Annotated in this window: 12 protein-coding genes; 10 read left to right on the top strand and 2 right to left on the bottom strand. The window is 38.6% G+C overall.

The annotated features are described in order from the left end of the window. Positions 1–29 precede the first annotated feature (29 nt). Positions 30–2984, top strand: coding sequence for a formate dehydrogenase subunit alpha (gene fdhF, locus H9655_RS10305; protein ID WP_191813618.1), 2955 nt, complete (start codon positions 30–32; stop codon positions 2982–2984). Next, positions 2977–3579, top strand: a complete 603-nt coding sequence (locus H9655_RS10300) for a DUF1641 domain-containing protein (protein ID WP_191813616.1) — start codon at positions 2977–2979, stop codon at positions 3577–3579. Before fdhF ends, H9655_RS10300 begins: the two co-directional genes overlap by 8 nt. Positions 3580–3764: 185 nt before the next feature. On the opposite strand, the gene H9655_RS10295 is transcribed toward H9655_RS10300, so the two are convergent. Further along, positions 3765–4079, bottom strand: a complete 315-nt coding sequence (locus H9655_RS10295) for a winged helix-turn-helix transcriptional regulator (RefSeq protein WP_191813614.1) — start codon at positions 4077–4079, stop codon at positions 3765–3767. Between the two features lie 140 nt (positions 4080–4219). Between H9655_RS10295 and H9655_RS10290 the strand changes: the two genes are divergently transcribed. Genes H9655_RS10290 through H9655_RS10270 form a run of 5 tightly spaced genes read left to right on the top strand, consistent with a single transcriptional unit; the run spans position 4220 to position 8614 of the window. Then, positions 4220–5074, top strand: a complete 855-nt coding sequence (locus H9655_RS10290) for a VOC family protein (protein WP_191813611.1) — start codon at positions 4220–4222, stop codon at positions 5072–5074. 13 nt (positions 5075–5087) lie between these two features. Next, the gene (locus H9655_RS10285; RefSeq protein WP_191813609.1) at positions 5088–6179 is read left to right on the top strand and encodes an FAD-dependent monooxygenase; all 1092 of its coding nucleotides are present in this window, start codon (positions 5088–5090) and stop codon (positions 6177–6179) included. A 19-nt stretch (positions 6180–6198) separates the two neighbouring features. Further along, on the top strand, positions 6199–6954 hold the full coding sequence (locus H9655_RS10280) for a GTP cyclohydrolase II (RefSeq protein ID WP_191813607.1): 756 nt from the start codon (positions 6199–6201) through the stop codon (positions 6952–6954). Next, on the top strand, positions 6947–8035 hold the full coding sequence (ribD, locus tag H9655_RS10275) for a bifunctional diaminohydroxyphosphoribosylaminopyrimidine deaminase/5-amino-6-(5-phosphoribosylamino)uracil reductase RibD (protein ID WP_191813605.1): 1089 nt from the start codon (positions 6947–6949) through the stop codon (positions 8033–8035). Before H9655_RS10280 ends, ribD begins: the two co-directional genes overlap by 8 nt. Positions 8036–8047: 12 nt before the next feature. Beyond that, positions 8048–8614 carry a 5' nucleotidase, NT5C type gene (locus H9655_RS10270; RefSeq protein ID WP_191813603.1) on the top strand — a complete coding sequence of 189 codons (567 nt, stop codon included), beginning with the start codon at positions 8048–8050 and terminating at the stop codon, positions 8612–8614. A 399-nt stretch (positions 8615–9013) separates the two neighbouring features. On the opposite strand, the gene H9655_RS10265 is transcribed toward H9655_RS10270, so the two are convergent. Next, positions 9014–9457: a hypothetical protein gene (locus H9655_RS10265; protein WP_191813601.1), complete on the bottom strand. Its 444-nt coding sequence runs from the start codon at positions 9455–9457 to the stop codon at positions 9014–9016. A gap of 101 nt (positions 9458–9558) precedes the next feature. Between H9655_RS10265 and H9655_RS10260 the strand changes: the two genes are divergently transcribed. From H9655_RS10260 to H9655_RS10250, 3 genes are all read left to right on the top strand, one after another. After that, on the top strand, positions 9559–10863 hold the full coding sequence (locus H9655_RS10260) for a D-serine ammonia-lyase (RefSeq protein WP_318245470.1): 1305 nt from the start codon (positions 9559–9561) through the stop codon (positions 10861–10863). Then, positions 10863–12062 carry an alanyl-tRNA editing protein gene (locus tag H9655_RS10255; protein WP_191813599.1) on the top strand — a complete coding sequence of 400 codons (1200 nt, stop codon included), beginning with the start codon at positions 10863–10865 and terminating at the stop codon, positions 12060–12062. The genes H9655_RS10260 and H9655_RS10255 overlap by 1 nt, the downstream gene beginning before the upstream one ends. Positions 12063–12237: 175 nt before the next feature. Further along, positions 12238–12555 (top strand): DUF3870 domain-containing protein, encoded by a 318-nt coding sequence (locus H9655_RS10250; protein WP_191813597.1) that lies wholly within the window; start codon positions 12238–12240, stop codon positions 12553–12555. The last annotated feature ends 125 nt before the right edge of the window (positions 12556–12680 follow it).

Genomic DNA, 12680 nt, shown 5'->3' with positions numbered 1-12680 from the left:
GGTAAATAAAGGATTAAGGGGGGCTCATCGTGACAGAGAAGTTTGAGGTCACAGTTAATGGCGAAGCAACCAGTGTGAGTAATCAGAAGTCGGTCATGCAACTATTAAATACAGAGAATATAGACATACCATCACTTTGTTATCTTCCTAGTTTAGGAGCTATTGAAACTTGCGACACTTGTATTGTGAAAGTAAATGGCGAATATGTTCGTTCGTGCTCTACGACCATACGGCCAAATGATGAAATTGAAACAGTAGGTGAGGATATCCATGAAGCACAGATCATCGCTATGGATCGGATTCTGGGTAATCATGAATTATATTGCACAGTTTGTGACTTTAACAACGGTAATTGCGAAATACATAATACCGTCAAAGAAATGAAGATTTCTCATCAAGAGACTGATCATACACCAAAAGATGCAGAGGTACAAAGAAATGCGTTTTATCGCTATGATCCTGATCAATGTATCCTTTGCGGTAGATGTGTCGAAGCATGTCAAAACTTACAAGTGAATGAAACGTTAACAATTGATTGGGACTTAAAACGACCACGAGTAATCTGGGACAAGGATTCACCGATTGAAGAATCATCATGTGTAAACTGTGGTCATTGTTCAACTGTTTGCCCTTGTAATGCCATGATGGAAGTAGGGATGGAAGGAGAAGCCGGATTCTTAACCGGTGTGAAACAACAATCTCTTCGTCCGATGATTGAACTAACGAAGAATATTGAAACAGGTTATGATTCCCTTTTAACCATTTCAGATATTGAAGCAACTATGCGAGAAGAAAGAATCAAAAAGACTAAGACAGTCTGTACATATTGTGGTGTTGGCTGTTCGTTTGATGTGTGGACAAAAGGAAGGCAAATATTAAAAGTAGAACCACAGGAAGAAGCACCAGCAAATGGTGTGTCAACTTGTGTGAAAGGCAAATTCGGGTGGGATTTTGTTAATAGTGAAGAACGATTGACCAAGCCATTAATAAGAGATGAAGAAGGTTTCAGAGAAGTGGAATGGGAGGAAGCGCTTACTTTTATTCGCTCAAAAATGACTGATATAAAAACGAATCATGGTCCTGATTCATTAGCTTTTGTTTCCTCTTCTAAATGTACAAATGAAGAGTCCTATTTAATGCAAAAGTTAGCGAGAGCTGTCATCGGGACAAATAATGTGGATAATTGTTCACGTTATTGCCAATCTCCAGCAACAAAAGGACTTTGGAGAACAGTAGGTTACGGAGGCGATTCCGGTAGTATTAGTGATATTGCCCAAGCCGAGTTGATCATTTCTATTGGCTCCAATACAGCAGAATCCCATCCTGTTTTGGCGACAAGAGTAAAACGAGCGCAAAAATTAAACGGTCAAAAAGTGATTGTGGCTGATATTCGGAAGCATGAATTAGCTGAACGAGCAGACCTTTTCGTTCAACCTGCTCCGGGCAGCGACCTCGTTTGGCTTTCAGCAGTCACAAAATATATAGTCGATCAAGGCTGGCATGATGAAGCGTTCTTAGCTGCGCACGTCAATGATGTAGAAGTTTTCTTCGAAAGTTTAACGCCTTATACATTATCATATGCTTCTGAAGTGACGCACTTATCAGAAGAAGAGCTCATCTCAATCGCTGAACGAATCCATGAAGCAAAAACAACATCTATCCTTTGGGCGATGGGTGTGACACAACATGGTGGAGGCAGTGACACAAGTACAGCTATCTCTAATTTGCTCCTTGTAACAGGGAATTATATGAAACCAGGTGCAGGTGCTTATCCACTTAGAGGTCATAATAATGTGCAAGGAACAAGTGATTTTGGCAGTATGCCAGATCGTTTCCCTGGTTATCAATTTGTAACCGATGAAAATGTAAGACAACGTTTTGAGAAGCATTGGGGTGTAGACCTCCCTAGTGAGCCGGGGTTAAATAATCAAGAGATGGTTGAAGCCATCCATGAAGGGAAATTAAAGGCTTTATATATAAAAGGCGAAGATATGGGTATTGTTGATACGAATATAAATCATGTACAAGCAGCTTTTGAAAAACTAGATTTATTTATTGTGCAAGATATCTTTTTCTCTAAAACATGCCAATATGCGGATGTTGTCTTACCAGCAAGCCCTAGTTTGGAGAAAGAAGGAACATTTACCAATACTGAAAGAAGAATTCAACGGTTATATAGAGTAATGGAACCGTTAGGTGATTCTAAGCCAGATTGGGAAATTATTATGGCTATTGCTAATCAACTAGGTGGAAATTGGAACTATAAACATCCAAGTGAGATTATGGATGAAGTCGCCTCCCTTACCCCGTTAATGGCTGGAGTCAATTATGATCGTTTAGAAGGCTATAAAAGTTTACAATGGCCAGTAGCAGCAGATGGCAAAGATACTCCTCTTTTGTTCACAGATGGATTTCCACTTCCAGGTGGGAAAGCTATTCTCCATCCAGTGAAATGGACACAACCGCTCGCTTTCACGGGAGAATATGATATTCATGTCAACAATGGTCGACTGCTAGAACATTTTCATGAAGGCAATATGACTTACAAGTCTAAATCAATTTCCGGTAAAACACCTAATGTCTTTCTGGAGGTGTCCGACCAATTGGCAGCAGAAAGAGGGATCAAAGATGGCACGAAGGTCAGGTTAACTTCTCCATATGGCAGTGTGAAAGTAAGCTGTCTCGTCACTGATCGAGTTAAAGGTAAGCAAGTTTATCTACCAATGAATACATCTGGAGAAGGCGCTATTAACTATTTAACTAGTTCGCATACAGATAAAGATACAGATACACCTGCATATAAAGAGATCTCAGCAAAGCTTGAGGTGATAGAAGAAGATGGCGAATCTCCACTACCACGAAAGAATCATCGTTTCGGCACACCTCAGCCGCAAGTAGGTGTGAATGTTGAAGGGAAATGGCGGAGAAGTGACTATATTTTCCCTGGAGATCTTGTGAGAGAGAGGAGGAGGAACCATGGCTAAAGCAACAACAGTCATTCGTAAAATAGATGTGTCGCCTGAAGAGCAGAGGAAGAAGGAATTAAAGGAATTAGAAGATAGTATTGTAAATAACCGCCAAGCAATCATTGATTCTATTCATTTAATACAAAGAATCCACGAAAAAGGCATCCTTCATATCGTTGAAAGTATGCTTGGGCAGAGTGACAAAATTCTCGACCGTGTCGTCTTATCACTGGATCATCCTGAAGTGACAGGATCAATTAAAAATGCGTTTCTTCTTCTTGAAGTCTTGGGAAAAATGGATTTAAAGGAATGGGAACCGATGATTGATAAAGTAAATACTGCACTCACCCGCATGGTAGAAGTTCAACAATCAGATAAGGAAAAAAAGGAGGGTACCATGCTATCTATGCTAAGGGACACAGAGGTGAGGGAAGGGATGAGTATTTTACTTGCTTTTGTGAAGGGACTTGGTTCAAAAAGTGAGGGTAAGGAAGAGAAAGAGGTAGAGAAAGGCAAACAAAATTCCGAGAGCCGCAAGTTTAATAAGAATTGGCTCTTGTTTATAGGTGGAGCAGCAGTGATGTCTATCCCGTTATTTATAAAAAGAAAATAAAAAAATTAAATTCCGGCCGATGCGCCGGGATTTTTTTGGAGAAAATAGTGATGATGCCTCTGCTAAGAATAAAATGACCACAAGATGACTCAAAAACCACCTATGTGGGCAAAAGGCATTGCCCACATAAGTGATTTCCGATGAAAAGACCCCTATAGATACGCTATATGGGGATTTTGTCATTCTTATTCAGCTGGCAACCATTCTTGCGACCACTTCTCTATTTCGCGTAAAACGGGCTCTAAGGCCATTCCTTGGTCTGTTAGCGAATACTCTATTCTTACGGGCGTTTCTGGGTACACCTCTCGTTTAACAATACCTTGTTGTTCAAGGTCCTTTAATCTTTCGGACAAAACTCTACCGCTAATGCCCATCGAAGACTCTAATGTACAAAAGCGTTTAGGTCCTGTTAATAGTTGGTAGATTACTAGACCAGTCCAACGCTGGCTCATGATACTCATGGCTTTTTCGAATCGAGGACATATCAGTGCTTGATTCAAAATGGTCACCCCTATTCGATGATTTCCTTATATTATTACAATACATGATTATTGTACTTGACACAAGTAGTTAACAAAAATATAATTACTTACATAAAGTAACTAGCATAACGAAAAGAAAGGTAAAGGGGTCGATGCAAATGAATACGTTTCATGCAGAGCCAAATATTTACGCACAAAAAATAGATCTTAAAGTAACAGATTTACAAACATCACTAAAATTCTATCAAGATATATTAGGTTTCCAAGTATTGCATCAAAGCAAGCATGAAGTGTCTTTATCAGCTGATGGGAATCAAACTTTAGTGCAATTACATGCGCCAGAAGGTTTGCAGAAAAAAGAGCTGAGAAGAACAGGGTTATATCATTTTGCTATCTTGCTTCCAACGAGAAATGATTTAGCCAAGATCATTCGCCACTTTATTAAAGTGAATTATCCTTTACAAGGGGCGTCAGATCATGATGTGAGTGAAGCCCTTTATTTAGCTGACCCAGACGGAAATGGCATTGAAATTTACGCTGATCGCCCAAAAACGTCTTGGGACTGGAGGGGCGAAGAAGTTGTAATGGGCACCAATGCCTTAGATGTTCAAAGTATTATGAGTGAATGGGACGGTAATGAGTGGAGTGGTATGCCGAAAGAAACAATTATGGGGCATATTCATTTACATGTAAATAATATAGAAGAAGCAAAGACTTTTTACTGTGATGGTTTAGGGTTTGAAGTAGTTACTCATTATGGTAATCAAGCATTGTTTATTTCTACTGGGAAGTACCATCATCATATTGGCTTAAATATTTGGAACGGAACCATGGCTGTAGCACCTTCAGCCAATAGTGTTGGGATGGCTTTCTATACGCTCGTTTTCCCGAAAAATAAGCTTGAACAGGCTGTTGAAAGACTGCAAGCGATGAATATTGAGGTCGTGAAGCAAGCGGACAGTTATATGGTGAGTGACCCTGCTGGAAATAATATTAAGTTAGTCGTTGAATAGAAAGGTGAACCTTATGGATGTTAACTACGATGTATGTATTGTTGGTGCCGGGCCTGGCGGCGCATTATTAGGATATTTATTAGCGAAAAATGGCATCAATGTCATCGTGCTAGAACGTAATGAAAATATGGATAAAGAATTCAGAGGAGAACATTTAAATCACTTAGGTGAAAATGTACTGAAAAAGTATCAATTGTTTGACCAAGTCAAACAATTAGGTATATTGCCGATGGAAGGTATAGAGTACTGGCGAAACGGGAGAATTCTTAGGACGGTTTCTCCGGCACCGGATGAAAGACATGTTGGCATTCATGTACCGCAAAAGCATTTATTATCCGTCTTATTAAAAGAATCTTTACAGTTCTCCACCTATCGACTATTAACAGGCACAAGGGCTACTGAATTGATAATGTCAGATGGGAAAGTTAAAGGGGTCAGAGCGAAAAGGAAAAATGGAGAAGAAATAACGATTCACTCCTCCATTGTTATTGGTTCAGATGGTAGGCATTCAACGATCAGAAAGCTTGCTAAAATTCCCTTTGAAAAAATTGAACATGATTATGATTTACTTTGGGCAAAATTCCCCGCACCAAAAAACTGGCAACCCGTTATACGACAAGGCTTAGTAATGGATCATCAATTAGCGCTTTTTACACAAACGAATTCTTTCATTCAAGTGGGATGGAATATAGATAAAGGTGCTTTTGCAGAAATTAGGAAACAACCAGTGGAAACATATGTAGAAAAGTTAATTCAGGCATTTCCAGATTTACAACAATCTGTGTTAAAGTATATTCAATCGTGGCAGGATTTTATTTTACTAAATGTACAAAGTTGTCGTTGCCAAACTTGGGTCAAGGATGGCTTAGTATTAATGGGAGACGCAGCTCATACGATGAGTCCCACAGGTGCATTTGGCTTGAATAGTGCCTTGATTGATGCAGAAACATTATATCCAACGATAGTTAAAGCTTTAGCGGCAAACGATACAAGTGCAGCATGCTTAAATGAGTTTGAAAGATATAGAAGAACGGATATTGAATCACTACAATTAGAGCAACAAAAGATGGAGGCCTCATACAGAGAGCAGTTTGTCTCTGCCTGAGTCTTAGGGGGGAAAATAGATGAACCAAATTAATCTAGAAACAAGAGCAATTGAAATATTAGAAAAAAAGATTCAGAGAATTGATCGAGGTGATCGTTCTGTTTATTTAGTAGGACCGATACGCTTACCTGTAAACCTAGATGGAGAAACTGTGCATTTCAAATGGTATTGCTGGTTAGACAGTGCTGAAATGATGGAAGATACTAGCAAGGTAGTTGCTCACTTATCTTCTGCTAACCTTGCTGATTCACAGCAATCGAGTGTCCTTGTATACGGTGATTTTGAGGAAAGTGAAGATGCCTTGGTCCGTTTTCACTCGATTTGTCATACCGGAGATATTTTTGGTAGCAAACGGTGTGATTGCGGATATCAACTCAAACAATCTATGAAAATGATGGTGGCAAATGGTTCGGGAGCATTGTTTTACTTAGCTAATCATGAGGGAAGAGGAATAGGTTTATTTAGTAAGGCAATGGCTTATGTGCTGCAGGAAAATGGTTATGATACCGTCGAGGCAAATGAAGAGCTTGGCTTTGTGGATGACTCTCGTAAATATGATGAAGCAATTGCTGTATTACAACAATTGAGGAAGAAGCCTATTACATTAATCACGAATAATCCTAAAAAGCTAGATGCACTAACAGATGCAGGAGCCTTATTAGTTGGCCGTACACCGCTATGGGGGGATATCTCTGATTTTAATGAAAAGTATTTGCAGACAAAGGTATTAAAATCCGGGCATCTTCAGGCAGAAGAGGTGTCGAGAGATGAGTAATGATCAGTTTTACATGGAGTTAGCACTGCAAAATGCCAAAGCGATGAAGGGGCAAACAGATCCGAATCCGCTTGTAGGTGCCGTGATTGTTAATAACCAGCGGATTGTGGGTATCGGCGCACATATGAAAGCAGGCGAACCACATGCAGAAATTCATGCGCTCAATATGGCAGGCGATCAAGCAAGAGGAGCGACGATTTATGTCACTCTGGAACCTTGCTCTCATCATGGCCGAACGGGTCCATGCGCGGAGGCGCTTGTTCAAGCGGGGATTAAAAAATGTGTCATTGCTTCATTAGACCCCAACCCGATTGTAAGTGGGAATGGAGTAAAAATATTAGAAAAAGCAGGTATCGAAGTAGTAATTGGCGTTTGTGAACAAGCGGCTAGAGAGATAAATGAGGTATTTAATCATTATATAACTGCTGAGCGTCCATTTATTACATTGAAGTCAGGTGTTTCATTGGATGGTAAAATTGCGACCCATACTGCTAGTAGTAAATGGATTACATCAGAAGAAGCAAGATTAGATGTACACCAGTTAAGAAGTAGCAATCAAGCGATTTTAGTTGGGATTGGAACGGTGTTACATGATGACCCAGCTTTAACGGCTAGAATACAAAATGGTAGAAATCCTATTAGACTTGTGTTAGATTCATCTTTACGTATCCCTATGGAAAGTCAGCTTGTTAATGATGGGTTAGCGCCAACATGGATTTTTACTGGTAATCACTATGATCATGAGAAGAAAGCACAGTTAGAAGAAAAGGGTATTCGTCTTTTCCATACATCAACAGAAAAAGTCAGCATCGTTGAAGTAATGACTATGTTAAAAGAAGAGCAGATTGCTTCTGTTCTAATTGAAGGTGGCGGAAATGTCAGTGCGTCCTTTTTAGAGGCTGGTTATATTGATAAAGTAGTCATTTATTTAGCGCCTAAGTTAGTTGGCGGAAAAGAGGCCCCAACCTTTTTAGAAGGTAATGGTGTAACTCTTATGAGTGATGCGATAGAATTAGAGCATGTAACGGTGACTCCTATTGGCAAAGACTTTAAGTTTGTTGGATATCCTACTAACAAATAAAGGACTGAAATGATGAGGTTTGGTTTTGATATTGATGATACTTTAATCGATTTAAGAGGACATGCATTAAGTATTTATAATCGGAAATTAAAGAAGGCCGTTGAACCGTCTGCACTTCAACAATTAAATACGCTTGAAATCCATTCATTATATGATTTGACTGATGACGAAGGTTTCAAAATGTGGAATCAACATCAAGAGGAAATCTTTTTTACGAATTGTAAGGCTTTTCCTGGTGCACTAGAACTTTTACAGAAACTGGCGGCAATGGGGCATGAAATCTTTTATATTACAGCAAGAGGTGCGGATTATTGCCAGCAAACGAAGGTTTGGATGAAGCAATTCGGTTTTCCAATTGAAGAAGGTCATTTTTTCTGTGGAATGAAGGATCACGAAAAAGTGAATATTATTAAAGACCTTCAGCTAGATTATTATGTCGACGATAAACCACAAATATTGCAAACACTTAAAGAGACAAAGGTTACATGTTTGTTAAAGGACCAATCATACAACCAAGCGGCTTGTGATTGGGAAAGAATAAAAGACTGGCAAGTGTACTTAAGAAATATCGACCAATAAAAAACTGACTCAGATTGTCGTATACGTACGACAATATAGAGTCAGTTTTTTTATTAGTATAAGCATCACATGGGAATAAGGAAAGTGGTGGAAACTGATTGCGAAATATGATAGGTGCTTCGTATCATATAAAAATATCTTGATCCGACGCCGAGGCTTCAAGACGTTGGTTTTTTTTGCATTGGCTAAAAAGTGATTGGTTTGATGAAAAAGAGGAGGGGAGTTTTGCGTAATTGGAAAATGAATTAATCGAAATCGTAGTATCACTTTGTGGAACAGATTAGCTCCCTTCATTAATGGGGAGATTCAGTACAGAAAAATCGTTCACAAAAGGGCTGTAACACAAGATATGTACAACTCTTTGTGAATCAATTTTTCCTTGATGCTAGTAAAATACCTTTACTTCACTTTATCTACTAAAGGTTGTTCAGATGATTGAGTCATGGCGATGAATCCATTAACAATTAATATGTATATAGGGTAAAGCATGACACAAATAAGAATGATGGTACTGGTAACTGGGTTAGGTGCTTCGATTGTCATTGAAAACGGTAAGAATAGTGCAGTGATAAGCATCAAGATGGAAAAGAAAGGAATCCATGTTATGCTGGTAAAAAACCTTATTTTTTTATGGTGCAGCCATTTTGTAGTTAAATGAAAAATATAGGCAGTGCCTAATAGAAGAATAATCAAAATAAGTGTATTACTAATAATGATAACCATACTGACATTTATGCCTGTCCATCGACTGATTCTATTAACATTGCTCGAAAGTAGGATGGGGAAATAAGCGATGAGTGCATAAAATAGGCTCAGCAGATTCATTTTTTTAAATGTAGTCATGGGGATTCTTCCTTTCTGGAGTTTTACAATTACACTCGACAAAACCACTAAAGTTCCGCCAAAATAAGGATAAAGCGTAATAATAAGAAGGTGTATAGGATATGATGAATAATCAAATACAACAGTTATTAGCAAATGATCCACTTATTAAAAAGTTAGTAAAATATGAACCATTATTATGGTTGAATCAACAATATGATTCTACGATTCGTGGTTCTTTATCAATTGTCCATGTTGAAGACGCAATAAAACGTTTAGAAAGGTTTGCTCCATATATTGCGAAAGCTTTTCCTGAAACAAGCAAGCAGAAGGGTATCATTGAATCTCCTCTACTCACATTGTTCAATATGAAGGAAAAACATGTAAATGTCAAAGGAGACTTACTGCTAAAGGCAGATAATGAACTTCCTATATCTGGATCTATTAAAGCCAGAGGTGGGATATATGAAGTATTAAAGCATGCAGAACACCTTGCTTTATCTGAAGGGATTCTAAACCTTACTGATGATTATAGCAAATTATTTAATGAGCAGGCATTTTTTTCACAGTATAGTATAGCTGTTGGTTCTACAGGTAATCTTGGTTTAAGTATCGGCATAATGGGTGCCAAACTTGGTTTTCGCGTGTATGTACATATGTCGAGTGAGGCGAAAAAGTGGAAGAAGGATTTGTTGAAGCAAAAAGGTGTACAAGTCATCGAGCATACTTCAGATTTTAGCGCGGCCGTAGCTGAAGGGAGAAGACAAGCAGAGAGCAATCCGACCATGTATTTTATAGATGATGAACATTCTGAGCATCTTTTTCTTGGCTATGCAGTGGCTGCTTTTCGTCTGAAAAAACAGCTAGAAGAAAAGCAAATCAGCATTGGTCAAGATCATCCATTATTTGTCTACTTACCTTGTGGGGTAGGTGGGGGGCCAGGGGGCATTACCTTTGGTTTGAAGCAGGTCTTTGGTGAGCATGTGCATTGCTTCTTTGCTGAACCGACACACGCACCTGCTATGTTATTAGGTTTACGGACAGGCTTGCATGAGAAGATTTCAGTACAGGATATTGGAATCGAGTTGAAAACAGAGGCGGATGGACTTGCTGTTGGGCGCCCCTCTCAATTGGTTGGTCATATGTTAGAAAAAGCGATAAGTGGTGTTTATACTGTTTCGGACCGGGAGTTATATGAAATGATGCATTTTCTAAAGGATGAGGAGGATATGTTCTTGGAGCCTTCAGCCTTAGCGGGGTTTTTAGGTCCGAAAAAAATTCTTGAATCAAAGTACTCTGAACAAGTTGGTATCACTAATATGAGTGAAGCTACTCATCTCGTATGGGGGACAGGTGGTAGTATGGTCCCTGAAGAAATACAACGTCAATACTTACATTTCGCAAAAAAGCTGGGGGGAATAGACTAATGAATTTCACGAAAAAGTTATTTTATGATGATGCTTATATACAAACATTTACAACAAATATTTCGCAGGTAGGTAAAGATACAGAAGGTAGCTACGTCGTGTTAGAAGAAACGGCATTTTATCCAAGCGGTGGTGGGCAACCTGCTGATAAGGGATGGTTAAATGGTGTAGAGGTAATAAATGTTGAAGAAAAAGAGGGTGAGATTAGGCATTATTTGGCGCAGTTGTTAGACAAGGGAGAGAAAGTCGATGGTGAAATAAATTGGCACCGTCGCTTCGATCATATGCAGCAGCATGCGGGTCAGCATATTCTTTCAGCTGCATTTGCTGAAACGTTTCAATTTCAAACGATTAGCTTTCACTTAGGGAAAGAAATTGTTTCAATAGATTTGGATATTGAGGATGTAACGGATGAAGAACTCGAGCGGGTGGAAAATGTTGCGAATCAAATCATTCTTGAAAACAGAGCAATAGAGACAGTGTGGGTAGAGAAAGAAGATCTTTACAAGTATCCACTCCGCAAAGAAACATCGGTCTCTCAGCATATTCGCTTAGTGATTATTCCATCATTTGACTATAATGGCTGTGGCGGTACACATCCTTCTTCGACTGGTGAAGTAAGTGCGATTAAAATTCTCGGAACAGAGAGACATAAAAAGAAAACGCGAATTTACTTTGTTTGTGGTGGAAGGGTATTACAGCAATTGCATGAGAAAAATAATGTTTTGAAGGAAGCAACCAAGTTATTAAGTGCACCTGAGGAAGACGTAGCGCAAACAATTAAGAAGCTTTTATTGGATATGAAAAGCCTACAAAAGCAATTAGAAGGAAATAGAGAACAACTTTTGCAATTTGAAGCACATCAATTAATGACTACAGCAAAGGCAATCGATGACCGCTTGGTTGTTGGTAAGGTTTTTGTTGATCGTTCAATCAGTGAATTGCAATGGATGGCCAAATGGATGACAGCAGAGAAAGATAATAGTCTTATCGTGTTTATTAATGAAACGGAAACGAAGCTACAATGTATTTGTGCGAGTGGAACGCAAGTGGACTTTAGCATGAAGGAAATATGTAGCAAGTTGCTCCAAGAGATAAAAGGTAAAGGTGGCGGTAATCAAACTTTTGCTCAAGGTGGCGGGGAGCGCAGTATAGAGGGAAAAGTCCTGCTAGACAAGGCGCTTTCATATGTTATATAATCTAACATAAATAAGGCGAAATTAAAAAAATATTAAGAAAAATATTGAAAATTGATTGTCAAAGATAGGACGAATGGTTTACAATTCTAAGTAAGGGTCTTATGCATTACAATGAATGTTTATGTTCTTACATAAGCACCTCATGTAATATCCATACTGGCTAGGAGGAAGAATAATGTTTCCGCCAAATACCCTCTATATTATTGGAGAGAGTAAAACCTCTTCTAACAATGCAATTATGCAACAATACAATGGTTTTTTTATTGCCTTTGTGGTTGAGCGAGATTCTGGGAAGATTATTGATGCTGAATGCTCATCAACCATAAGTTTAACATCAGCTTTCATCCAATCTATTTTCGTTGGGCAAAGTTTGTTGGAGTCGGACTTCTTATTAAATGAAATCGAAACGAGATATTTTGGATCATCGCAGAAAGCCATTATGGTTGCATATCGAAATGCACTTATTAAATATAACCAATTAAAAACGAAATAGCTGCTTTTTCTGTTTATCACAGTTAAAATCCAGCGACTAAAGGCTTCTTTCTTTATGCCTTGGTCGTTGGATTTTTTTTAGTTTCTAATGATGAACTTAAGGTATTTGTAAAATATTTTCAATTT

The organism is Cytobacillus stercorigallinarum, assembly GCF_014836495.1.
Lineage (GTDB): Bacteria > Bacillota > Bacilli > Bacillales > Cytobacillaceae > Cytobacillus > Cytobacillus stercorigallinarum.
Note: the sequence above shows the minus strand (reverse complement) of the source record. Positions and strands in the feature narration are given on the sequence as shown.